The organism is Microbacterium esteraromaticum, assembly GCF_900163815.1.
Lineage (GTDB): Bacteria > Actinomycetota > Actinomycetes > Actinomycetales > Microbacteriaceae > Microbacterium > Microbacterium esteraromaticum_B.
The window spans coordinates 250003-271836 of record NZ_FUKO01000019.1 but is presented as its reverse complement, the minus strand read 5'-3'; the positions used below and the strand labels follow the sequence as shown (position 1 = coordinate 271836).

Genomic DNA, 21834 nt, shown 5'->3' with positions numbered 1-21834 from the left:
CAAGGGGTGAACCTGCATCGTATTTTCATTCGAATGTCGGTGGGTGTCTTCATGATGGAGGTATGGCCCTCTTCACCGATATCGACGCCCGGATCTCTGCTCTGCGCGACCTGTTCGGCGACGATGTGGAGATTGACGACCTATCGTCGCGGATGATGGCTTTCAGCGGCGACAAGCTGGTCGAGGCGGTCACTGCGGTGTCTGCGCTGGTGCGGTGCGTGGAGCGGGTGGGAATCGTCGGCGCCGGAATCACCGCGGCGCGATCGACCCGTCAAGCCGGCCGTGACGGGCTGGCTGCGGGGCGTGGGCACCGCACTCCGGCAGCGCTGGTGCAGGACATCACCGGACTGACGCACGCGGATGCGCAGCGTCAGGTGCGGATAGGACTGTCAATTCTCGACTCCGAGGCCGCGGAGGATGCGGGAGGGCACGACGGTGCGAGCAGCCCCTCCGTCGGCACGCCTTCCGCTGGCACATCGCGGGCGCGGGTTCCGTGGCACACGCCGCTGGCGACCGCCATGCTGTCGGGGCAGATCTCCGTGTCGCAGCAGGATGCCATCCAAGGCGGCCTTGGCCACCCGATCGACGACACCGACCACACCCACGACGTGTGGAGCGCTGCCGCCGAGCAGCTGGCGGCGGAAGCACGTGAGCGGACTGTGGAAGAGCTGCGCATCCAGGCGCGGGCGATCCGTGATCAGCTCGATCCGGAAGGCGCAGAGCGCCGCTTCACCGAGCGCTACAATCGCCGCTCGTTCCGCACCTGGGTCGATGCGGATGGGCGAGAGTGCGGGCGGATCGAGTTCGAGGACGACGGCGCTGCGTGGATGCGCGCCATACGCGACGCGGCCCTGCGCCCCCGCCGCGGCGGACCCCGCTTCGTCGACTCCGCCGAGGCGAAACGCGCAGAGGATCTGACCGCCGATCAGCGCACCAACGATCAGCTGTCGTACGACCTGCTGATCGACCTGCTGCGGGCCGGTGCCCTCGCCGACGCCAAGGACGTCTTCGGCGGGCGACAGCCCGGGGTGCGAGTCGTCAAAGTGCATGACGGCAGCGGTGTGCCCGTGAGCGCACGCACCGAAGATTACGGCTTCTCTGTGCCGTTGGCGAGCGCAGATCAGCGGATCTGCGAGTCCGGGACGGTGAACGTCACCGTCGACGTACGCGGCAACCCACTCGATGTGGGGCGGGAGAGTCGGCTGTTCACCACCGCGCAGCGGGTCGCGCTCGCGATCAGGGATGGTGGCTGCCGGTGGCGGGGATGCGATCGCCCCGCCTCGTACTGTGAGGCGCACCACATCGACGAATGGGCTGCCGACGATGGCCGCACCGACATCGAGCGCGGCATCCTGCTCTGCCGACACCATCACATGCAGCTCCACCACGGCGGTTGGCGCATCACCCGTCACGGCTCAGATGACTTCCACCTGCATCCGCCCGGCGGCAAACATCCCGTCACTCTGCGACCCCGTGTGGCTCTGACAGCCGCCTGGGCTGGCATCGACCCACCACCCAAACGCTTCCGCGAAGATGCCGCCTGAGTTGAATCAGCCCATCGCACAGCGTTCCGCACAGAAAGGGCCTACGCTGACTCGACCTTGCTCCCGGACCGGAGCAAATACGCTGAAGCGGGTTTCGTGTTTGCTGGCCCGGTCGCGCGTCAGCCGGGCACGGATCAGCCGGTCGCGGATCGGCCGGGCGCGCTCTCTGCGATGAAGCCCGCCACCAGCGGCGCCAAGGACGCGCCCACCTCATCGGCTGGCCGCTTTTGCCCCTTCACCTCGAAGGAGTGCCCGCCGCCCTCGATCCACACGATCCGAGCGTCCTGACACGACGCCACGGCGGCCTCCAATTGCTCTCGTGGTTGCACGAAAGGATCATTCGTCCCTTCGATGAACAGCTGAGGCACGCGCACCGCGGGCAGGTGATCCGCGCGGGACTTCTCCGGCTTGCCGGGCGGATGCAGCGGATAGCCGAGATACACCAGGCCATCGACTTCGAGCCCCTCGGCGACGGCCATCGACGCCATTCGGCCACCGTAGGACTTGCCGCACGCCCAGATGCGAGCCTCCGGCACCTCGGCACGGATCGACTCCACGACGGCACGCCACGTCAGAATCGCGTGCGCCGCGGGCCCGGGCATCCGCCGCCCCGCCTCGACGTAGGGAAAGTTGAACCGCACCGTTGTGAACCCGGCCTGCCGCAGAGCGGCTGCGAATCCGATGAGGAACGGATGATCCATCCCCGCCCCCGCGCCGTGCGCGATCGCGACGACTCCGCGCGACTCGCCCGCCGGTGCTTCCCATGCGGTCGTCACCGACACGCGCCCCGTTGGCAGCGCCACTGTCGCCGTCACGACGCAGCTCGCGAGAATGGCCCTCGAACCAGTTCACCGCGACGCGCCTGCACCGTGCCCACGGTCACCACGACCAGATGCACGACACACACCAGCGCGTAGAGCACGATCGGAATGCCGATCGGGAAGAATCCGGTTGTCACCGGACCGCTCCACCACCGCGGCAGCGTCAATGCCAGCTGCAGCACCAGCAGCGCGGTCGACGAGACGAGGAAGAACCGCCCCCAGCGCCGCGCGGAGGCGGCATTCGCCTTCGCCAGCCGGCCCTGCCGAGACAGCGTGCCATATGCGGCGATCATCGCCCCGCCGGCAGCCAGCGGACCCATCAGCGGAATCGGCAGCAGCACCAGCAGCCCGAGCGCCCATGCTGATGCACCGGTCGCCTGCTGCGTGTCACCGCCAGTGCTCATCGGTCTTGCGTCGAGGTCTCACCCGAGTCGTCTGCATCACCATCGACGCCAGAGCCATCGGCATCGGCAGCACCATCAGCACCATCAGCACCATCGGGACCCGCCGCGCCGGCAGCATCCGCTCTCACGGCATCCGGGTCGGCGGTCGCCGCAAGATCATCGGCGCCGGGGGTCGCGTCCGGTTCCGGAGCCCCCGCACCAGCAGCAGGTACCGGCGTCGCCGTACCCGGTGCGGGCAGTCGCTCGCCGTACCGCGGCGGCTCGCTCATATCCACCGGAGGCCGCGTCGAGGCGGGGCGCTCAGCGCCGCCCACGACCTGTCGAGCCTTCGCCAGCGATGCAGCTTGCACGCGCACCTCATAGTGATCGGCGATCATCTGCGTCACACTCGCGAAATCCCGCCGCCGACGCACGATCGCGTAGGTGACCAGACTCATGATCATGCCCAGCGCCACTCCGACGAAGAGGAACCCGAGGAACAGTGAGATCGGCGCATCCGGGTTGCCGAACAGCATGATCGCTGACAGCACCAGCCCGATCAGCACGCCGTTGATCGCGCCGGAACGAGCCGCAGCGGCGTAACCGAGCTTGCCTGTCACCCGCTCCACCGTGCGCACGCTCTGGCCGACGATGGCGATGTCGCGCGCGGGGACCTCGCCGGCGATCAGCTTCGAGACGGTCTTCTGCGCAGCCTCGTAGTCGCGGGTCGACGCGATCATCTCGCCGACGTCTTTGCCGTTCGCCTGACGGTTCAACATGCTCATCCCGCCATTGTCCCATCGCCAATGCAGAAGAGACACCAGACTGAGGCACAAAGCACGGCGCGCACTACGCTGGAAGCGTGACCACACAACGGGTTTTCGTCGCGCGATTGGCAGGCTGCGCCGTCTTCGACCCCGCAGGCGACCGGCTCGGAAAAGTCCGAGACGTCGTCATCGTCTATCGAAAAAGCGCGGCCCCCCGAGTGATCGGACTGGTCGTCGAGATTCCCGGCCGCCGCCACGTCTTCTTATCGATCGGCCGGGTCACCTCCATACGCCCCGGCCAGGTGATCACCACCGGTCTGATCAACGTGCGGCGATTCCAGCCACGCGCTGGCGAGGTCCGCGTGCTCGCCGAGTTCCTCGGACGCCGGGTCAACTTCGTCGACGGCAGTGGCGATGCCGTCGTCGAAGACGCCGCCATCGAACAGGACCGCCATGGCGAATGGTCGGTCACCCAGCTGTTCCTGCGCAAGCCGAAGACCGGTGCCTCCCCCTTCGCGAAAGGGCCCACGACGTTCGCCGCGTGGAGCGAAGTGGCAGAACTCCGGATGCCGGGTGAGGCGCAGTCCGCAGAGCGTCTCATCGCCACGTACTCCGAACTCCACGCCGCCGACCTCGCCACCACCATGCTCGACCTGCCGCATCAGCGCATGATCGAAGTCGCCGAAGAGCTGCCCGATGAGCGCCTCGCCGACGCGCTGGAGGAGATGCCAGAAGACGAGCAGATGCACATTCTCGATCGTCTCGGCGATGAGCGCGCCGCCGATGTGCTCGACCAGATGGAGCCAGACGACGCAGCAGACCTGCTCGCGCAGCTTCCACCGCAGCGGCTCGAGCAGCTGCTCGAGCTGATGGAGCCGGAAGAAGCCGAAGACGTCCGGATGCTGCTGCGCTACGGCGCCGACACCGCCGGCGGCCTGATGACCTCCGAGCCGATCATCCTGTCGGCCGATGCCACCGTCGCCGAGGCGCTCGCCGTGATCCGCCGCCATGAGCTGCATCCGGCACTCGCGGCAGCGGTGTTCGTCACCCTGCCGCCGTTCGAGACGCCGACCGGCAGACTGCTCGGCGTCGTGCACTTCCAACGGATGCTGCGCTATCCCCCGCACGAGCGCCTCGGCGCGATCCTCGATGACAGTCTCGAGCCGGTTTCGGTGACCGCGTCGGCCGCCGAGGCCGCACGCACCCTCGCCAGCTACGACCTCGTCTCGCTCCCGGTCGTCGATGCCGCGCATCGTCTGGTCGGGGCGATCAGCGTGGACGATGTGCTCGACTATCTTCTGCCCGACGACTGGCGCACCAACGACGCCGACGAGACCATCGCAGGAGGTGCGTGATGTTCGCCCGCGCAGCTCGACTCGACACTCCCGGCAGCCGCAGCGCTGTCAGCCGCAGGCCATCGCCATCACGCGACCGCTTCGGCCGCTTCACCGAATGGGTCGCCCGCGCGATGGGCACCCCTGCGTTCCTCGCGATCCTGACCGTGTTCTGCGTGGCCTGGCTGGGGTGGAACACGCTGATGCCACGCGAAGTGCGCTTCGACGACGCGGCGCTGGGATTCACCGCCCTGACACTCATGCTGTCGCTGCAGGCATCGTACGCTGCGCCCCTCATCCTGCTCGCGCAGAACCGTCAGGACGACCGCGACCGCGTGCAGATCGAGCAGGACCGTCAGCGCGCCGAACGCAACCTCGCCGACACCGAGTACCTCGCCCGCGAGATCGTCGCACTGCGTCTGGCCCTGGAAGAGCGCACTTCGCAAGCGGTCACCCGTGACGTACTGCGTCAAGAGCTGAAAGCGCTGCTTGCCGACTTGAACGACGACGATGGGAGCCGATCCGATGACTCTCGCTGACCAGGTGCGCACGGCCGTCGCCGCGGTGCCCGATCCTGAACTCCGGCGCCCGATCGGCGACCTCGACATGCTCCGCGAGATCACCGTCGATGGTGCGACCGCGCACGTCGCGATCGTGCTGACGATCGTCGGATGCCCCGCCGCGCAGCACATCGAACAGGCGGTGCGTGATGCGGCAGCATCCGTCTCCGGCATTTCCGACGTGGTCGTCGATGTCGGCGTGATGACACCGGATGAGCGCCGTGCCCTAACCGAGAAACTGCGGGATGGACGCCCGGCCCGACAGATGCCGTTCGGTCCGGATTCGCTCACCCGCGTCATCCTCGTCTCCAGCGGCAAGGGCGGCGTCGGCAAGTCGACCGTCACCGCAAACCTGGCCGTCGCCCTCGCCCAGCAGGGGCTGCGCGTGGGCCTAGTCGACGCCGACGTGCACGGCTTCTCGATCCCCGGCCTGCTCGGCATCGCTCCCGGCACCCAGCCGACCCGCATCGACGACCTCATGCTGCCGCCGGTCGCCCACGACGTGAAGACCGTCTCGATCGGAATGTTCCTGCGCGAAGGCGAGGCCGTCGTCGCATGGCGCGGACCGATGCTGCACCGCACCGTGCAGCAATTCCTCACCGACGTGTTCTTCGGCGACCTCGACGTGTTGCTCATCGACATGCCACCGGGCACCGGCGACATCGCCATCTCGATCGGTCAGATCCTGCCTCACGCCGAGGTTCTGGTCGTCACCACACCGCAACCGGCGGCGGCGGATGTCGCAATCCGCAGCGGACTCGTCGCCCGTCAGACCGGGCAGCGGGTGATCGGCGTCATCGAGAACATGACCGCCTACGCTCTCCCTGATGGCGCCCTCCTCGACCTGTTCGGCGCCGGCGGCGGGGCCGAAGTCGCGCGTGCGCTCAGCACCGACGGGTTCGACGTGCCGCTGCTGGCATCCGTCCCGCTCAGTACTGCGCTGCGGCAAGGCGGAGACAGCGGCGTGCCGGTGGTACTCGGCGATCCGACGGATGCTGCCGCACAGGAGATCATCGATCTCGCGCGGACCATCGCGCATCACGGCCGGGGACTCGCTGGCCGGTCGCTTCCGCTGCGGCTCTCCTGATCAGCGGACGCGGCAGCCACCTCTGGTGTCTAGAAGTCCCGGCTCCGGGGCCGTTCAGTCCGGGACCGCTCAGGTGGCTTCGACGTCGTATGGCGGCGGAGCCGCCCGCGTGAACGCGGTGCGCGCCATCGGCGTGGTCGCCTGAGACACCGTATCGGTCACGACTGCAGGGGCTGCGGGAGCCGCATCGAAGGCCGGCTCCTCGAACAGCGCATCGCGGATGATTCGGCGCGGGTCGTACTGGCGCGGGTCGAGCTTGCGCCAGTCGACGTCGTCGATCTCCGGACCGAGCTCATCGCGCATCTTGGTCTTGGTCTCGCGGAGATACTCGCCAGCGCGACGCACGAACTTCGAGAACGCCTCGGCGGCCTTCGGCAGCCGCTCGGGGCCGATGATCAGCACAGCGACAAGGCCGATCAGCAGCAGCTTGTCGAAGGTCAACCCCAGTTCCATCCCCCCAGGCTACCCGCCGCGCCTCCCGTTGTGAGACACCGGCGCCGCTTACGCTGTCAGTAGCCCACCTTTCAGGAGAATCCCCATGAGCGAGCACGACGCGAACGCCCGATTCATTCGCGAGACCATCGCGGAACCCGCCGCGATCGCCCGCGCGCGCGCCCATGCGGTAGAACTCGGCGCCGCACCCATCAGCGCGGTGGTCGGCGCACAGTGCGCGGTGCTCGCAGCCTCTTCCGGCGCACGCTCGATCGTCGAGATCGGCACCGGGGCCGGCGTCTCCGGACTGTGGCTGCTGCGCGGCGCGCCGCAGGCGGTCCTCACCACGATCGACAACGAGCCCGAGCACCTCGGGGCGGCTCGTCAGGCCTTCGCCGAGGCGAAGATTCCCGCCGCCAAGGCCCGGTTCATCACCGGTCGCGCCGCCGACGTGCTGCCGCGGATGAATGAGGCGTCGTACGACATCGTCCTCATCGACGCCGACCCGGAGAACGTCATCGAGTATGTCGAGCACGGGCTGCGCCTGGCTCGTCCCGGCGGACTGGTGCTCGTTCCTCGCGTGCTCGCCGGCGGAAAGGTCGCCGACCCCGTTCAGCGAGACGCGGTCACGACCGCGTACCGTTCACTGCTGCAGGAGACGCAGGAGTCGCAAGCCGTGCTGGCGGCCGTGTCGACCACCGGAGAGGGACTGCTGCAACTCGCCCGCACCTCCGAGTGACGACGACGCGCGGACACGTCCCCCAGACGTAGAAGAAGGGCGATGGAATGATCCATCGCCCTTCTTCCTGTCAGTGTCTCAGGCCGGGTTCACAACGGCGTCGAGCACGCCGTGAAGCTCCTTCGCCTCAGCGTCGTTCACGGAGACGACCAGGCGTCCGCCGCCTTCGAGCGGAACCCGCACGATGATCAGTCGTCCTTCCTTCACGGCCTCCATCGGCCCGTCGCCCGTCCTTGGCTTCATCGCTGCCATCGTGGCTCCCTTTCCCTCGGTGGTATATGTCGAGTTTATCGGTAGCCGCCGACCTCGGTGCGCCGCCACGACACAATCGAGGTGTGAATCGTCGGTTACCGGGTCTGCAACGGCTACGGAACCTGCCAGAACGTCTGGGCAAGGCCGTACATCGAATAGATCCACAGCCACTGCCCGATCAGGCATGCCAGCAGCAGCCCCCACCGATACAGCCGCGATCGGGGCACCGCGAGCGCTCCCCACAGAGGCGTGAGCGGCATCAGCAGTCGCAGCGTGCTGGATTGCGGAAAGAACACCGCCAGCAGGTACAGCAGGTAGCTCGCACTCCACAGTCGCACGTCCGGCCCGAGCTTGCGCACGGACGGCGAGCGCAGCAGAAGCAGCGCCGCGCCGACGACCAGCACACCGAGTGCAGCCACGCCGAGCCAGTCCGCAAGCCCCCATTGCGACGCCCAGAACTGCGCGCCCCGCACGAAGCCGTCGAACGGCAGGAAATCAGCGGGTGGGTCGTCGATCCAGTTGCGGCGCCACGCGAGCTCGGTCTGCAGGTACGCTCCGGGTTCTCCGGTCACCACCGCGGCGATGACCTGCCACGAGAAGCCCACGACGGTGGTGAGCGCACCCAGCGCGACGATGTGCACGATATGCCGGGTGGGCAGCGGGTCGTCGCGCCGTCGCCTCCAGCGCATGATGCCGTGGAGCCCGAGGAACAGAGCGAATGCCAGGATGCCGGGGCGGGTGAAACCCATCACCGGCACCACCAGATACAGCAGGCCGTACCGATGCCGAGCGACAAGGTCGAGGGCTACCAGCAGCAGCAGGACGAAGAGCACCTCGGCGTATCCGACCTGAAACAACGCGGCCAGCGGCCCGCAGGCGAAGAACGCGACCGCCCACATCGCCGCCGTGCCTCCGATCCGATCGCGCAGCAGACGGTGCAGTGCCAGACAGGCGAGAAATCCTGCCACCAGCGAGATCAGCAGCGCGCCGGCCCCCCAGTTGCTGAACCCCGCCGCCTTCGCGACGAACGCATACACCGGCATGAACGCCCAGGCGTTCTCGGCCACCGCCCCGGTGTCGATCGTCGGCAGTGTGCTCGGGTAGCCGTTCTCGGCCACCCACCAGTACCACTGCGCATCCCATCCGAGCACGTAGTCGCCCAGGCCAGGTTGCATGCCGAAGCGAGACGATGGAGTGGAAAGCGATGCCGCGAGCACGAAGAACGACGTCGTGACCAGCCGCGCGAGCAGGTAGATGACCGCGATCCGCCCGGTGACGGGCAGCTGCACCCAGTGACGGATGCCAGCGGTCAGGAGGCGGTGAGCCACGCCCGCAGTCCGCGCTCGACGTCGTTGATCTGCGACAACGGCACTCGCTCCTCGTCATGATGCGCGAGGTGCGGGTCTCCGGGCCCGTAGTTCACGGCGGGAACGCCCATCGCCGAGAAGCGCGCGACATCGGTCCACCCGTACTTGGCGTGCGCCTCTCCCCCGACAGCAGCGACGAAGCGCTGCGCGATGGGCGCGTCGAGACCCGGGCGCGCGCCGGCTGCCGCATCCGTGATCTCGATCTCGAACCCGGCGAACGCCGCGCGGATGTGCGCCTCGGCGTCGTCGACGCTCTTGCTCGGAGCAAATCGGTAGTTGACCTCGACTTCGCACAGGTCGGGGATGACGTTGCCCGCGACCCCGCCGCGGATGCTGACCGCGTTCAGCCCCTCGCGATAGCCGAGTCCCTCGACCTCGATTTCACGGGCACGGTACTCGGCGAGCCGAGCGAGGATGGGCGCCGCGCCGTGAATCGCGTTCTCCCCCACCCACGAGCGCGCGCTGTGCGCCCTGACGCCGTGCGTGCGGATGATCGCGCGCATGGTGCCATTGCATCCGCCCTCGACGCGCCCATCAGACGGCTCGCCGAGAATCGCGAAGTCGGCGGCGAACAGCTCGGGTCGCGCCGACGCGAGAAGGAACAGGCCGTTCTGCGCCTCGTCGACCTCCTCGTTGTCGTACCACATCCAAGTGATGTCGACGGCGGGGTCGGTGAGTTCTGCCGCGAGTTTCAGTTGTACGGCGACGCCGGCTTTCATATCGACCGTGCCGCGGCCCCAGAGGAAGGCCGTGCCGTCTATTTCGACGTCGCGGGTGGGCACATTGCCGTTGATCGGGACGGTATCGATGTGTCCGGCGATGACCACCCGCTGTGGGCGGCCGAGCTCGGTGCGAGCGACGACGGTGTTGCCGTGGCGAATCACCTCGAGGTGATCGAGACCGCTCACCGCCGCCTCGATCTCGTCGGCGAGGCGCGCTTCACCACCCGAGACGCTCTCGATATCGCAGATCATGCGAGTGAGGTCGACAGAGGATGCGGTCAGATCGAGCACCATGGCCCCAGCCTAGCGACGTCGACATCGCGCATCGTGTGCGAGTCGGACGGCGCTACCTTAGACGGATGAACAGCGCGCGCACGGTGTGGGGAATCGGCCTGACCACGGTCGCAGCGGAAGACATCGTGCTGGACGCCTGGTTTCCCGAACTCGGCCTCGGCGCGGCAGAGCTCGAAGGAGCGGATGCTGACCGTGCGGAGGCCTGGAATGCGCACACCGGCGCAGACGAGCGCCGTGCCGTCACTGTCGCAGCAGTACGGCTGAGCATCGACCTCGATTCGCCGCCGGCATCCACGGCAGACGCCTACCTGCGACTGCATGCCCTGTCGCACCTCCTGGTGCGACCGAACGATCTGAACCTCGACGGCATCTTCGCGCACCTGCCGACCGTCGCGTGGACGAATGCCGGTCCCCTGCTGCCAGCGGATGCTGCGCGGCTGCGTCCGCACCTGCAGCGCAACGGCATCCAGGTGCAGGGAATCGACAAGTTTCCGCGACTCACTGACTACGTGCAGCCCAAGGGCGTGCGCATCGCCGATGCCTCCCGCGTGCGCCTGGGTGCGCACCTCTCCCCCGGAACCGTGGTCATGCACGAGGGCTTCGTCAATTTCAATGCCGGCACGCTCGGCGCCGCCATGGTCGAGGGCCGCATCTCGCAGGGCGTCACCATCGGAGATGGCAGCGACATCGGCGGTGGTGCGTCGATCATGGGCACCCTCTCGGGCGGCGGTGCGCAACGCATCACGATCGGTGCGCGCACGCTGCTCGGCGCCAACGCCGGAATCGGCATCTCGCTCGGCGACGACTGCATCGTCGAGGCAGGGCTTTACCTGACTGCCGGCACGAAGGTGGTGCTGGTGGATGCTGCTCCCACGAACGCCGGGACGCAGCCGACGGTCAAGGCAGCAGAGCTCTCCGGTGGCAACGGTCTGCTGTTCCGCAGGAATTCACTCTCCGGCGCCGTCGAGGTGCTCCAGCGCGCGGGCCGCGGAGTCCAGCTCAACGACACCCTGCACGCCTGAACGGCACTGCCGTCGGACTGCCTCCAGGCTCGCGGCACAGTCGGTGCACAGCCGTTCCTGTTAGTGTTGAACCCGACGCCCCTCGCTCTGCGAGACGTCTGCGTCGTCGAAACACTTCCGCACCGGCATCCGGCCGCGGCATCTCGAGCGGCGAAACGATGCGCGATCCCGCGCCGTCGCCCCATTACCGCAGCAGATTCTGCCTGCGCTTTCACGGAGATTCTTCTACTTCTATGCCTTCTTTCCTCGATCTCGGCGTGCCCGCCGCCCTCGCCACCGTTCTCGCCGCCGACGGCAAGACCGAGGCGTTCGCCATTCAGCGCGACACGCTCCCCGATTCCCTCGCCGGCCGCGACGTGCTCGGCCGCGGCCGCACCGGCAGCGGCAAGACCATCGCCTTCGCCCTTCCGCTCGTTGCACGCCTGTCTGCCTCCGGCAAGAAGACCCAGGCCAGCCGCCCACGCGGTCTCGTGCTCGCCCCCACCCGCGAACTCGCCTCGCAGATCGCCGCAACCATCTCTCCACTCGCTGCCGCCGCCGGCATGCGCGTCACCACCGTCTTCGGCGGAGTCAGCCAGCGCCCGCAGGAGCAGGCGCTCCGCTCCGGTGTCGACATCGTCGTCGCCTGCCCCGGCCGCCTCGAAGACCTCATGAAGCAGGGCGTCGTCTCGCTGAACGCGGTCGAAGTCGCCGTGCTCGATGAGGCCGATCACATGGCCGACCTCGGGTTCTTGCCCGGTGTCACCCGCATCCTGAACGCAACCCCGGCGAACGGACAGCGACTGCTCTTCAGCGCCACCCTGGATCGCGGCATCGACTCGCTGGCCAAGCGCTTCCTGCACAACGCCATCAGCCATGAGGTCGATGAGTCGAGTGTGCCGACCGGCGAGATGACGCACCGCGTGCTCGTCGCCGCCGATGCCGACGCCAAGAAGCACCTCATCGAAGACCTCGCATCGGGCCTCGGCCGCCGCATCCTCTTCACCCGCACGAAGCACCAAGCGAAGAAGCTCGCCAAGCAGCTCACCGCCTCGGGCATCCCGTCGGTCGATCTGCACGGCAACCTCGGCCAGAACGCGCGTGAGCGCAACCTCGCCGCGTTCAGCGCCGATCCGGCCAACGGCGGCGTGCGCGTCCTCGTCGCAACCGATGTCGCAGCCCGTGGCGTGCACGTCGACGAGGTGGAGCTCGTCGTGCACGTCGACCCGCCCGTCGAGCACAAGGCATACTTGCACCGCTCCGGTCGCACCGCTCGCGCAGGCGCGGCAGGCACCGTCGTGACCGTGATGCTTCCCGAGCAGCGCCGCGATGTGAAGGACTTGCTGCGCAAGGCCGCCATCGCCGTGCTGCCGGAGCCCGCCACTGCGGAGGCCGTGCACGGCCTCGTCGGCGAGAAGGCTCCGCATGTGCGCCCCGCTCCGGTTCAGCCGCAGCAGGTGCAGGGCAAGCCGAAGGCCGGACGCAGCGGCTCACGCAGCAGCCAGGGCGGCGGCAACGGCCGCCGCGGTGGCCAGTCCCGCGACCAGGCAGCCGCCGGAACCGGTGGACGCCGTCGCTCGACTGGCGGCTCGCAGGGCCAGGGCTCGCGCGACCAGGCACAGCGCGGAGAGCGTCCCGCGCACTCAGATCGCGTCTACAGCTCGTCGTCGCGTCCCGCGCAGGGCGCCGGGCACAGCCGTCCGCAGGGATCGCGTCGCGTCAGCCGCCCGCAGGGGCACTGACCTCAGCTCTCATCCGACGGATGCCGTGCAGCGCTCAGCTGCCGGCATCCGTCTGCTGTTCGCGGACGGCGGCCAGCACGACCGGGTCTGCGCATCCTTTTGCGAAGCCGCGAATGCGAGCGCGAATCTCATAGCCCAGCACGCGGGCGCCGATCCACTCGGCGATCGGCGCGAGCCAGGCTGGCCGGCACGCGAAGTTGTACTTCCAGACGGCCAGCGTCGAGGTGCCGTCATCGGTCGGCGTGAAGCGCCAGCCACCGCCGAGCTTCTCGAAGAACCAGGGCCCGGACTCCATCATCATTCCCGCGCTCGTCGGCGGTGCGAATGACGCGTAGCGGCTGATCATCGTGAAGCCGAGGCGCTGACGCGTGAACGTCCGCACACCTTTGGCCGCGACCGTCTTGCCGTCGAGGTGGCGCTGTTCGCTGATGAACGGATCCCAGCGCTTGCGCAGCACCCCCGTCGTCTGCGAGACGGCGAATGCCGTCGCCGGATCCACCGGGACGACGATCTGAGCGCTGACGAGCGGCACAGCCGACTCAGCGGATCGGGAACTGGCGCTCGGGCGAGCCGGTGTACAACTGCTGCGGGCGCCCGATCTTCGTCTGCGGGTCAAGATTCAATTCGCGCCACTGCGCGAGCCAGCCCGGCAGGCGCCCGATCGCGAACAGCACGGTGAACATGCGCGTCGGGAAGCCCATCGCCTTGTAGATGACGCCCGTGTAGAAGTCGACGTTCGGGTACAGCCGGCGCTCCTTGAAGTAGTCGTCCGCGAGGGCAATCTCTTCGAGTTCCTTTGCGAGGTCGAGCAGCGGGTCGGTGACGCCGAGTTCACGAAGCACCTCGTCGGCTGCTTCCTTGACGAGCTTGGCGCGCGGGTCGTAGTTCTTGTAGACCCGGTGGCCGAAGCCCATGAGCTTGACGCCCTCTTCCTTGTTCTTCACCCGCTCGACGAAGCGCTGCACACTCTGACCCGACTCGCGGATCTGCCCGAGCATGGTCAGCACGGCCTCGTTCGCACCGCCGTGCAGCGGCCCGGAGAGCGCCTGGATGCCGGCGGAGATCGAGGCGAACTGGTTCGCGCCCGTCGAGCCGACCAGCCGCACGGTCGAGGTCGATGCGTTCTGCTCGTGATCCTCGTGCAAGATCAGCAGCAGCTCGAGCGCCTTGGACATCACGGGGTTGACCTCGTACGGCTCGCTGTGCACGCCGAAGTTCAGCTTGAGGAAGTTGTCGACGAAGCTCAGCGAGTTGTCGGGGTAGAGGAACGCCTGGCCGACGCTCTTCTTGTGCGCATAGGCGGCGATGACCGGCAGCTTCGCGAGCATGCGCACCATGTTGAGCTCGACGTGCTCGGGGTTCGCGGGATCGGTCTGGCCCTCGTAGTACGTCGACAGTGCGGCGACAGCCGACGACAGCACAGACATCGGGTGCGCCGTGTGCGGGAGCGCCGAGAAGAAGTGCTTGAGGTCTTCGTGCAGCAGGGTGTGCCGGCGCACGCGCTCGTCGAAGTCGGCGAGTTCGTCAGCGCTGGGCAGCTCGCCGTAGATCAGCAGCCAGGCGACTTCGAGGTAGGTGCAGTTCTTCGCGATCTGCTCGATCGGATAGCCGCGGTAGCGCAGGATGCCCTTGTCGCCGTCGATGTAGGTGACGGCAGACTTGGTGGATGCCGTGTTCACGAATCCGTAGTCGAGACCGGTGTAGCCGGTCTGACGGGTCAGCGTCGAGAAATCGATGCTGTCGACACCGCCGGTCGAGCGCAGGAGGGGGAACTCCGCCGTCGTATCTCCGATGGAAAGAGTCGCCTTCTCGGGCTGAGCTGCGCTCACGCCAACCTCCTGCTGCGTCTATGTCGTCGTGGGCGATGTCCGGCGTCGAGCGCCTGCCGGCATAACCCGGCCCCATCGCCTTTACAGCCTAGCCGCGCGCTCGGCCTACTGTGACATCCGCCAAGAGATCGACCGATCGGCGAGAGATGTTCACAGTCCAGGGGTGGGCGCCGAAGTTGCGAGGCGGGTGGCCGCCGCGTGAATCCGCTCCAGCGGAGCAGTGAGCGAGAGCCGCACGTGGTGCGGAGAGCTCTCTCCGTAGAAGTGGCCGGGACCGGCGAGGATGCCGAGATCGGCGAGCCGCCCCATGCTGTCCCACGCGTCACGATCTTCTGTCACCCACAGGTACAGTCCGGCCTCTGAGCCGTCGATGCGGAATCCGGCATCCTGCAGCGCGGGGATGAGCGCGTCCCGCCTCTGCCGGTACCGCTCTTTCTGCTCGGCGACGTGCGCGTCGTCACCGAGCGCGATCGCCATCGCATGCTGCACCGGGGCGGGTGGCATGAGACCGAGGTGCTTGCGGGCGGTCAGCAGGTCTTCGACGATGCGCGCGCAGCCCGCGACGAAGGCCGCGCGGTAACCGGCGAGGTTCGACTGCTTGCTCAGCGAGTAGACGCTGAGGAGCCCCGCCCGGGTGCCACCGGTGACGCGCGGATCGAGCACAGACGGAATCGGGTCCGTCGCCCAGGCGCCGCTCCAGCCGAGTTCGGCGTAGCATTCGTCGCTGGCCAGCACGGCGCCCAGTTCGCGGGCGCGACGAACCGCTGCCGCGAGCTCTGCAACCGTCCAGGTGCGACCGTCAGGATTGCCCGGAGTGTTGACCCAGATCAGCTTCGCGCCCTCGGGCCACTCCGCCGGGTCATCGACAGCGACCGGCGTCGCTCCGGCGACGACAGCGCCGACCGCGTAGGTCGGGTAGGCGATGCGCGGGTGCACGACGATGTCGCCTTTGCCGAGTCCGAGCAGCGTCGGCAGCAGCGCGACCAGCTCCTTCGAGCCGATCGTCGGCAGCACGTTGTCGATCCGCAGGTCTGACACGCCGCGGCGCCGGGAATACCATTCGACGATCGCCTCGCGCACTGCGGGCGTGCCGGTCGTCTGCGGGTACCCATGCGCGTCGGTCGCTTCGGTGAGAGCGGCCCTGATCAGCTCAGGGGTGGAATCGATGGGAGAACCGATCGAGAGGTCGACGATGCCGTTCGGATGCTGCGCAGCGCGCTCGCGATAGGGCTCGACTGCATCCCACGGGTATTCCGCGAGATCGCGAACCCCCACTCACTCCCCCTGAGGAGGAAGCACGGAGACGACCGGGTGGTCGAAGGGGAGCACACCGGTTTTGGCTGCGCCACCGGGAGAGCCGATCTCGTTGAAGAACTCGACGTTCGCCTTGTAGTAGTCCGCCCACTCTTCGGGCAGATCATCTTCGTAGTAGATCGCCTCGACCGGGCACACGGGTTCGCAGGCACCGCAGTCCACGCATTCGTCGGGGTGGATGTACAGCATCCGGTCCCCCTCGTAGATGCAGTCAACGGGGCACTCATCGACGCAGGCGCGATCCTTGACGTCGACGCAGGGAAGGGCGATCACATACGTCACGCCTTCAGTCTACGTCGGGTCCGACCTGTGGGCTTCGCGTGGCGGCCGGTTTCGCGGAGATGTTCCGCAGGTGCGACAGGTCGGGCCAGGCGACCACGAGCACGACGATGCCCGCCGCCGCATACATCCAGATGTTCCCCAGCAGCGTGTCAGGGACGATCACCGATCCGCCTGGTCCCCGCTGCGAGATGACGAAGATGAGCGCCATCATGCCGATGCCTGCGGCGAGAACGGCCCACCGGTCGCCCGTCAGCGAACGCAGAGCGATGAGCAGCGCTGCGCAGGCGATGGCCCCGACGATGAGCCCGAGCGGAAACCAGCCCAGCACGAAGCTGTGCGCGATGGTCGCCGCGACGCCGTACACCGCACCGACCAGGGCGGCGGCCAGCCACGAAAGACCACGGGTAAGCACTCTGCGCACGGACTCAGCCTAGTGCGGGCGCCCCGGCTCGCGCGGTCGCGCGCAGCCTCGATGAATCAGGCAGCCCAGCCAGCGAACCGCAGCAGTGCCGCGACGGCCGCTGCCGCCACAACCACGACGAGGAACGACTGCCGCATCCACAGCAGCCCCGCGGCCACGAGCACGGCCGGCACCCGAGCATCCACGATCACCGCCTGCCCCGCCCCGAGCGTCTGCACGGCGACGAGTGCGCCGAGCAGGGCGACGGTGAGCAGGTCGGAGATCCGCGCCGGGCGCGGCGCTTCGAGCAGACGTGCGGGAATGAGGTAGCCGAATGCCTTCAGCGCAACGCAGATACAGGCGGCCAGCAGCACCGCGCTCCAGACGCTCATGAGATCGCCCCCGATGGCGTCTGCGGCACCGATGCTTCGTCGCGACCCAGCCAGTTGAACCAGCCGACGATGATCGCGACGAGGGCCGCGACGAGCACGGGCAGCCCGGGCATGCTGAACGGTGTGAGAGCAGCCGCGAGGACGGCGGCCGCGACGCCCACCGCAACCGCCTGGCGCTGTTTGAGCCGGGGCCAGAGCAGTGCGAGGAAGGCCGCTGCGGCGGCAGCATCCAGCCCCCACGCCTTCGGGTCGCCCAGCACATCGCCCAGGAGCGCACCGGCGAGCGTGGTGAGGTTCCATCCCACGAAGACGCCGATGCCGGTGATCCAGAATCCCAGTCGACGCAGCGGTGTCGTGCTCTGCGAGATGGCGACAGCTGTCGACTCATCGATCGTCACCTGCGCCGCTGCCGCCCGACGCCAGAAGCCGTCGCCGATGATCGACGACATGCGCATGCCGTAGGCGACATTGCGCACCCCGAGCAGCACTGCGGAAGCGATCGCCGAGGGCAGCGCGGCCATGCCCCCTGCACCGAAGACGCCGATGAACGCGAACTGCGACCCGCCGGTGAACATGACCAGGCTCAGCACGCAGGTCTGCCAGACGTCGAGACCGGATGCCACCGCGAGCGCTCCGAACGAGATGCCGTACGCGCTCGTGGCGATCGCTACCCCGAGCCCCTCTCGCCAGACCTCGCGGCGCACTGCGCGTGAGCGCTCGTCACCCGCAACAGGGGCGACTGTTCGATTCACTGAACGCATGCTGATCATTCTGAACGCAAGGCGAGGGCTCGTCAAATCGAACGATCGTTTGCAATACTGAACAGTATGGAATTGCGTGAACGCATCGCCCGATCACTGCGCCACGAGCGCGAGAGCGCTGGCATCTCAGTATCCGAGTTGGCGCGGCGTGCCAGCATCTCGAAGGCCACGATCTCTCAGCTGGAGAACGGCTCGGGCAACCCCAGCGTCGAAACCCTCTGGGCGCTCGGCGACGCGCTCGGCATCCCCTTTGCAACCCTTGTCGAAGAACGCGTCTCAGCGCCGCGATTGATCCGGCTCGGCGACCATGCCGGCGTGCCGTCGGCCGCCTCGCCGTACCTGGCCACCCTGCTATCGGCCGCAGCCCCCGGTGTACGCCGCGATATCTACCTGATCCAGGCAGAACCGGGTGAGCCTCGCCGATCACTCCCCCACCACGCCGGCACCACTGAACACGTCGTGCTCGTCAGCGGCGAAGCGCTGATCGGCCCGGCGGAGTCGCCCGAGCTGCTGCATCCGGGCGACTACATCTCGTATCAGGGTGATGCTCCCCACATCTTCGAGGCGAAGGCCGCCCGCACCAGCGCAGTGATGGTCACCGAACTGCGCTGACGCCTCGCGGACGCCCTCCGCGCCCTCCGCGCCGGATCAGTACCAGTTGACCGCTTGCGAGTGCCCCCATGCGGCACAGGGAGAGCCGTACGCCCGCTTGATGTAGTCGAGGCCCCAGCTGATCTGGGTGGTTGCGTTGGTCTGCCAGTCGCTGCCGGCGGTCGCCATCTTGCTGCCCGGCAGCGCCTGCGGGATGCCGGTGGCGCCGCCACCGCTGTTGTACGCCTGATAGTTCCAGCCGGATTCCTTCGTCCACAGCGAGGCGAGGCAGGAGAACTCACCGTCTCCCCAGCCGTATCGCTCTGAAGCCAGCCGGCGTGCGGTTGCCTTCGCGCCGTCGGGAGTGTTCGCGGCGGCCAGGGCTGCGGCCGCTCGGCGCTTCTCTTCGGCAGCCTTCGCCGCGGCGATCCGTTCCGCCTCTGCCTTCAGGCGCGCGTCTTCGGCAGCCTTCGCCTCCTTGGCAGCGGTGAGGGCATTGCGCAGCGCCGCAGTCTTGCCCTGAACAGCCGCCGACCCCTTCACCACATCGTCGGTGAGCTCTGCCAGCTCACCGGCCGACAAGTCGTCTTTCGCGGCCAGCGCCTTCACATCGGCCTTCAGCTCCGTGAAATCGACGACCGCCGTCACACTGTCGGGCTGCACATCAGACGCTGCGACGACGTTGTTCAGCGCCGTCGCGTTGGTGAGGGCGACTTTGCCATCCTGCACGACATCCGATGCCTTCGCGATCGCGGCATCCGATGGGATCGCGCCGAGCGCTGCCGGCGCGTAGACCGCTCCGGTCGCCGCCACCGCGACGAGGACCGCGCCGATGGCAAGTCCGAGGAAGGGTTTGCGAATGGTCTTGTGCGCACTCGCGGCGGCCGCCAGCCGCCGAGAAGAACGGGTGTTCTGGGCATGAAGCATGAAGTCGACTTTCGGGTCGTCGTCGGCCCGGCCCCGTCGCGGGGTTACTCATCGGGAGCTGTTTCCCGGGCACGAAAAACGATTCTGTCTGGGTGACCTGGACAGAAACCCTGGTCGAGCTTGATATTCCTTGACTTTTTCCCGGGAATGCACACACGAACCACGCCCTCGAATGTGTTATGGGTTCGTTATCTTGCGCTCCTGCGGAGCGTCGGAAACGCCGAAGGCCCCAGTCGAAACCGGGGCCTTCGGATGCAGAGCAGGGGTCAGACGTTGGCGTCCTGACGCTTCTGGCGCGAGGTCTCGCGACCACGGATGGTCTGGTCGAGAATCACCTTGCGGATGCGGACGACCTCGGGGGTGACCTCAACGCATTCGTCGTCGCGGGCGAACTCGAGGCTCTCCTCCAGCGACAGCTCGCGCGGCGGCGTCATCGACTCGAAGGAGTCCGAGCTCGCCGCACGCATGTTCGTGAGCTTCTTCTCCTTGGTGATGTTCACGTCCATGTCATCCGCGCGGGAGTTCTCGCCGATGACCATGCCCTCGTACACTTCCTGCGTCGGCTTGACGAAGAACGACATGCGCTCCTGCAGCGCGATCATCGCGAACGGGGTCACGACACCCGAGCGATCCGCGATGATGGAGCCGTTCTGGCGCGTGCTGATGTGCCCGGCCCAGGACTCGTAACCGTGCGAGATGCTGTTGGCGATGCCGGTGCCGCGGGTCGTGGTCATGAACTCGGTGCGGAAGCCGATGAGACCGCGCGCCGGGACGACGAACTCCATGCGCACCCAGCCGGTGCCGTGGTTGGTCATGCCCTCCATGCGGCCCTTGCGGGTGGCCAGGAGCTGCGTGATTGCGCCGAGGTACTCCTCGGGCGCGTCGATGGTGAGGTGCTCGAAGGGCTCGAGCACCTTGCCGTCGACCTTCTTCGTGACCACCTGGGGCTTGCCGACGGTCAGCTCGAAGCCTTCACGGCGCATGTTCTCGACGAGGATGGCCAGTGCCAGCTCACCGCGGCCCTGCACCTCCCACGCATCCGGGCGTCCGACGTCGACGACCTTGAGCGACACGTTTCCGATCAGCTCGCGATCGAGACGATCCTTCACCATGCGGGCCGTCAGCTTATGACCGCGCACCTTGCCGACCAGCGGCGAGGTGTTCGTGCCGATGGTCATCGAGATCGCGGGATCGTCGATGTGGATCTGCGGGAGTGGGCGCACATCATTCGGATCGGCGATGGTCTCGCCGATGGTGATGTCTTCGAAGCCGGCGATGGCGACGATGTCGCCGGGGCCGGCAGATTCGGCCGGGTACCGCTCGAGCGCACGGGTCAGCATCAGCTCGGTGATGCGCGCGTTGCTGGTGGTGCCATCGGCGCGCACCCAGGCGACCGTCTGCCCCTTCTTCAGCGTGCCGTTGAACACGCGCAGCAGGGCAAGACGGCCCAGGAACGGGCTGGAGTCGAGGTTCGTGACCCAGGCCTGCAGCGGTGCCTCATCGTCGTAGGCGGGCGCCGGGACGTGCTCGAGGATCGCTTCGAACAGCGGCTCGAGGTCGTCGTTGTCAGGAAGCTCGCCGTTGGCTGGGCGGTTGCGCGATGCGGCTCCGGCGCGGCCGGACGCGTAGACGACCGGCACGTCGAGGAGCGCGTCGACGTCGAGGTCGGGCACGTCGTCGACGAGGTCGGATGCCAGGCCAAGCAGCAGGTCCTGCGCTTCGGCCTCGACCTCGGCGATGCGCGCGTCGGGGCGGTCGGTCTTGTTGACCAGCAGAATGACGGGAAGTTTCGCCTCGAGCGCCTTGCGCAGCACGAAGCGGGTCTGCGGCAGCGGGCCCTCGGACGAATCGACGAGCAGCACCACACCGTCGACCATCGACAGGCCGCGCTCGACCTCACCACCGAAGTCGGCGTGACCGGGGGTGTCGATCACGTTGATCGTCACCGGGGTCTCGGTGTGGAGGCCGTTGTACGTGATCGCGGTGTTCTTCGCGAGGATCGTGATGCCCTTCTCACGCTCGAGATCACCCGAATCCATGGCGCGCTCATCGACGTGCGCGTGCTCGCCGAAGGAGCCCGTCTGGCGGAGCATGGCGTCGACGAGGGTCGTCTTGCCGTGGTCGACGTGCGCGACGATAGCGACGTTTCGGAGATCAGAACGGAGGGCGTGCGCCATGAAAGGGATCCTCAGAAGGTGTGGGAAGCAGAAAGTGCGGTCCCCGAACTCAGCGAAGGGCCGACGTTCCAGGATAACGTACGCGCGCTGATCAGCGCCTGACCCCCTGTTCAGCA

General features: G+C 67.6%; 24 protein-coding genes. 8 read left to right on the top strand and 16 right to left on the bottom strand.

Annotation, left to right across the window (positions count from 1 at the left end; genetic code table 11):
• The first annotated feature begins 62 nt into the window (after nt 1–62).
• On the top strand, nt 63–1544 hold the full coding sequence (locus FM104_RS06785; protein WP_087130678.1) for an HNH endonuclease signature motif containing protein: 1482 nt from the start codon (nt 63–65) through the stop codon (nt 1542–1544).
• 134 nt (nt 1545–1678) lie between these two features.
• Here FM104_RS06785 and FM104_RS06780 read toward each other — a convergent pair whose 3' ends face one another.
• From FM104_RS06780 to FM104_RS06770, 3 genes are read right to left on the bottom strand one after another with little or no spacing between them, the layout of a single operon-like run.
• Nucleotides 1679–2359, bottom strand: coding sequence for an alpha/beta hydrolase family protein (locus tag FM104_RS06780; RefSeq protein WP_179206704.1), 681 nt, complete (start codon nt 2357–2359; stop codon nt 1679–1681).
• Entirely contained in the window at nt 2356–2769 is a 414-nt protein-coding gene (locus FM104_RS06775; protein ID WP_087130677.1) for a hypothetical protein, read from the bottom strand. Before FM104_RS06775 ends, FM104_RS06780 begins: the two co-directional genes overlap by 4 nt.
• Nucleotides 2766–3533 carry a general stress protein gene (locus FM104_RS06770; RefSeq protein WP_087130676.1) on the bottom strand — a complete coding sequence of 256 codons (768 nt, stop codon included), beginning with the start codon at nt 3531–3533 and terminating at the stop codon, nt 2766–2768. The genes FM104_RS06775 and FM104_RS06770 overlap by 4 nt, the downstream gene beginning before the upstream one ends.
• Nucleotides 3534–3610: 77 nt before the next feature.
• Here FM104_RS06770 and FM104_RS06765 point away from each other — a divergent pair, with 77 nt between their 5' ends.
• From FM104_RS06765 to FM104_RS06755, 3 genes are read left to right on the top strand one after another with little or no spacing between them, the layout of a single operon-like run.
• Nucleotides 3611–4870, top strand: a complete 1260-nt coding sequence (locus tag FM104_RS06765) for a magnesium transporter MgtE N-terminal domain-containing protein (RefSeq protein ID WP_087130675.1) — start codon at nt 3611–3613, stop codon at nt 4868–4870.
• On the top strand, nt 4870–5388 hold the full coding sequence (locus FM104_RS06760; protein WP_087130674.1) for a DUF1003 domain-containing protein: 519 nt from the start codon (nt 4870–4872) through the stop codon (nt 5386–5388). The genes FM104_RS06765 and FM104_RS06760 overlap by 1 nt, the downstream gene beginning before the upstream one ends.
• Nucleotides 5375–6496: an Mrp/NBP35 family ATP-binding protein gene (locus FM104_RS06755; RefSeq protein ID WP_087131171.1), complete on the top strand. Its 1122-nt coding sequence runs from the start codon at nt 5375–5377 to the stop codon at nt 6494–6496. The genes FM104_RS06760 and FM104_RS06755 overlap by 14 nt, the downstream gene beginning before the upstream one ends.
• A 69-nt stretch (nt 6497–6565) precedes the next feature.
• Here FM104_RS06755 and FM104_RS06750 read toward each other — a convergent pair whose 3' ends face one another.
• Nucleotides 6566–6949, bottom strand: coding sequence for a twin-arginine translocase TatA/TatE family subunit (locus FM104_RS06750; protein ID WP_087130673.1), 384 nt, complete (start codon nt 6947–6949; stop codon nt 6566–6568).
• An 85-nt stretch (nt 6950–7034) separates the two neighbouring features.
• Here FM104_RS06750 and FM104_RS06745 point away from each other — a divergent pair, with 85 nt between their 5' ends.
• Nucleotides 7035–7667 carry an O-methyltransferase gene (locus tag FM104_RS06745; protein WP_087130672.1) on the top strand — a complete coding sequence of 211 codons (633 nt, stop codon included), beginning with the start codon at nt 7035–7037 and terminating at the stop codon, nt 7665–7667.
• Nucleotides 7668–7745: 78 nt separating this feature from the next.
• Here the strand turns inward: FM104_RS06745 and FM104_RS06740 are convergent, their stop codons facing one another.
• The 3 genes from FM104_RS06740 to dapE form a co-directional block, all read right to left on the bottom strand.
• The gene (locus FM104_RS06740) at nt 7746–7919 is read right to left on the bottom strand and encodes a DUF3117 domain-containing protein (RefSeq protein WP_087130671.1); all 174 of its coding nucleotides are present in this window, start codon (nt 7917–7919) and stop codon (nt 7746–7748) included.
• Between the two features lie 113 nt (nt 7920–8032).
• Nucleotides 8033–9247: a hypothetical protein gene (locus tag FM104_RS06735; protein WP_256971549.1), complete on the bottom strand. Its 1215-nt coding sequence runs from the start codon at nt 9245–9247 to the stop codon at nt 8033–8035.
• Nucleotides 9229–10302, bottom strand: coding sequence for a succinyl-diaminopimelate desuccinylase (dapE, locus tag FM104_RS06730; RefSeq protein WP_087130670.1), 1074 nt, complete (start codon nt 10300–10302; stop codon nt 9229–9231). The genes FM104_RS06735 and dapE overlap by 19 nt, the downstream gene beginning before the upstream one ends.
• A gap of 65 nt (nt 10303–10367) precedes the next feature.
• On the opposite strand from dapE, the gene dapD reads away from it, so the two are divergent.
• Nucleotides 10368–11324: a 2,3,4,5-tetrahydropyridine-2,6-dicarboxylate N-succinyltransferase gene (gene dapD / locus FM104_RS06725; RefSeq protein ID WP_087130669.1), complete on the top strand. Its 957-nt coding sequence runs from the start codon at nt 10368–10370 to the stop codon at nt 11322–11324.
• A 233-nt stretch (nt 11325–11557) separates the two neighbouring features.
• Complete coding sequence (locus FM104_RS06720) at nt 11558–13045, top strand: DEAD/DEAH box helicase (protein WP_087130668.1); 1488 nt, start codon at nt 11558–11560, stop codon at nt 13043–13045.
• 34 nt (nt 13046–13079) lie between these two features.
• Here FM104_RS06720 and FM104_RS06715 read toward each other — a convergent pair whose 3' ends face one another.
• The 7 genes from FM104_RS06715 to FM104_RS06685 all read right to left on the bottom strand — a co-directional run bounded on the left by FM104_RS06715 (nt 13080) and on the right by FM104_RS06685 (nt 18023).
• Entirely contained in the window at nt 13080–13577 is a 498-nt protein-coding gene (locus tag FM104_RS06715; protein ID WP_087130667.1) for an SRPBCC family protein, read from the bottom strand.
• 7 nt (nt 13578–13584) lie between these two features.
• Complete coding sequence (locus tag FM104_RS06710; protein ID WP_087130666.1) at nt 13585–14874, bottom strand: citrate synthase; 1290 nt, start codon at nt 14872–14874, stop codon at nt 13585–13587.
• Between the two features lie 150 nt (nt 14875–15024).
• Nucleotides 15025–16149 (bottom strand): succinyldiaminopimelate transaminase, encoded by a 1125-nt coding sequence (gene dapC, locus FM104_RS06705; protein WP_087130665.1) that lies wholly within the window; start codon nt 16147–16149, stop codon nt 15025–15027.
• Entirely contained in the window at nt 16150–16470 is a 321-nt protein-coding gene (gene fdxA / locus FM104_RS06700) for a ferredoxin (RefSeq protein WP_087130664.1), read from the bottom strand.
• A gap of 4 nt (nt 16471–16474) precedes the next feature.
• Complete coding sequence (locus tag FM104_RS06695) at nt 16475–16891, bottom strand: histidinol dehydrogenase (protein WP_179206703.1); 417 nt, start codon at nt 16889–16891, stop codon at nt 16475–16477.
• A gap of 56 nt (nt 16892–16947) precedes the next feature.
• Nucleotides 16948–17262 (bottom strand): AzlD domain-containing protein, encoded by a 315-nt coding sequence (locus tag FM104_RS06690; protein WP_087130663.1) that lies wholly within the window; start codon nt 17260–17262, stop codon nt 16948–16950.
• Nucleotides 17259–18023 carry an AzlC family ABC transporter permease gene (locus FM104_RS06685; RefSeq protein ID WP_087130662.1) on the bottom strand — a complete coding sequence of 255 codons (765 nt, stop codon included), beginning with the start codon at nt 18021–18023 and terminating at the stop codon, nt 17259–17261. Before FM104_RS06685 ends, FM104_RS06690 begins: the two co-directional genes overlap by 4 nt.
• Before the next feature lie 66 nt (nt 18024–18089).
• Here FM104_RS06685 and FM104_RS06680 point away from each other — a divergent pair, with 66 nt between their 5' ends.
• Nucleotides 18090–18635: a helix-turn-helix domain-containing protein gene (locus FM104_RS06680; protein ID WP_087130661.1), complete on the top strand. Its 546-nt coding sequence runs from the start codon at nt 18090–18092 to the stop codon at nt 18633–18635.
• A gap of 36 nt (nt 18636–18671) precedes the next feature.
• On the opposite strand, the gene FM104_RS06675 is transcribed toward FM104_RS06680, so the two are convergent.
• Both FM104_RS06675 and typA read right to left on the bottom strand, forming a co-directional pair.
• Complete coding sequence (locus FM104_RS06675; RefSeq protein WP_087130660.1) at nt 18672–19541, bottom strand: hypothetical protein; 870 nt, start codon at nt 19539–19541, stop codon at nt 18672–18674.
• Between the two features lie 266 nt (nt 19542–19807).
• Nucleotides 19808–21718 (bottom strand): translational GTPase TypA, encoded by a 1911-nt coding sequence (gene typA / locus FM104_RS06670; protein ID WP_087130659.1) that lies wholly within the window; start codon nt 21716–21718, stop codon nt 19808–19810.
• Nucleotides 21719–21834: the final 116 nt, after the last annotated feature.

Bases quoted from the DNA above. Each gene is read 5' to 3' on its own strand.
- FM104_RS06785 (WP_087130678.1), top strand. From the start codon at position 63: ATGGCCCTCTTCACCGATATCGACGCCCGGATCTCTGCTCTGCGCGAC.
- FM104_RS06775 (WP_087130677.1), bottom strand. From the start codon at position 2,769: ATGAGCACTGGCGGTGACACGCAGCAGGCGACCGGTGCATCAGCATGG.
- FM104_RS06770 (WP_087130676.1), bottom strand. From the start codon at position 3,533: ATGAGCATGTTGAACCGTCAGGCGAACGGCAAAGACGTCGGCGAGATG.
- FM104_RS06760 (WP_087130674.1), top strand. From the start codon at position 4,870: ATGTTCGCCCGCGCAGCTCGACTCGACACTCCCGGCAGCCGCAGCGCT.
- FM104_RS06755 (WP_087131171.1), top strand. From the start codon at position 5,375: ATGACTCTCGCTGACCAGGTGCGCACGGCCGTCGCCGCGGTGCCCGAT.
- FM104_RS06750 (WP_087130673.1), bottom strand. From the start codon at position 6,949: ATGGAACTGGGGTTGACCTTCGACAAGCTGCTGCTGATCGGCCTTGTC.
- FM104_RS06745 (WP_087130672.1), top strand. From the start codon at position 7,035: ATGAGCGAGCACGACGCGAACGCCCGATTCATTCGCGAGACCATCGCG.
- FM104_RS06740 (WP_087130671.1), bottom strand. From the start codon at position 7,919: ATGGCAGCGATGAAGCCAAGGACGGGCGACGGGCCGATGGAGGCCGTG.
- dapE (WP_087130670.1), bottom strand. From the start codon at position 10,302: ATGGTGCTCGATCTGACCGCATCCTCTGTCGACCTCACTCGCATGATC.
- dapD (WP_087130669.1), top strand. From the start codon at position 10,368: ATGAACAGCGCGCGCACGGTGTGGGGAATCGGCCTGACCACGGTCGCA.
- FM104_RS06720 (WP_087130668.1), top strand. From the start codon at position 11,558: ATGCCTTCTTTCCTCGATCTCGGCGTGCCCGCCGCCCTCGCCACCGTT.
- FM104_RS06690 (WP_087130663.1), bottom strand. From the start codon at position 17,262: ATGAGCGTCTGGAGCGCGGTGCTGCTGGCCGCCTGTATCTGCGTTGCG.
- FM104_RS06685 (WP_087130662.1), bottom strand. From the start codon at position 18,023: ATGCGTTCAGTGAATCGAACAGTCGCCCCTGTTGCGGGTGACGAGCGC.
- FM104_RS06680 (WP_087130661.1), top strand. From the start codon at position 18,090: ATGGAATTGCGTGAACGCATCGCCCGATCACTGCGCCACGAGCGCGAG.
- FM104_RS06675 (WP_087130660.1), bottom strand. From the start codon at position 19,541: ATGCTTCATGCCCAGAACACCCGTTCTTCTCGGCGGCTGGCGGCCGCC.
- typA (WP_087130659.1), bottom strand. From the start codon at position 21,718: ATGGCGCACGCCCTCCGTTCTGATCTCCGAAACGTCGCTATCGTCGCG.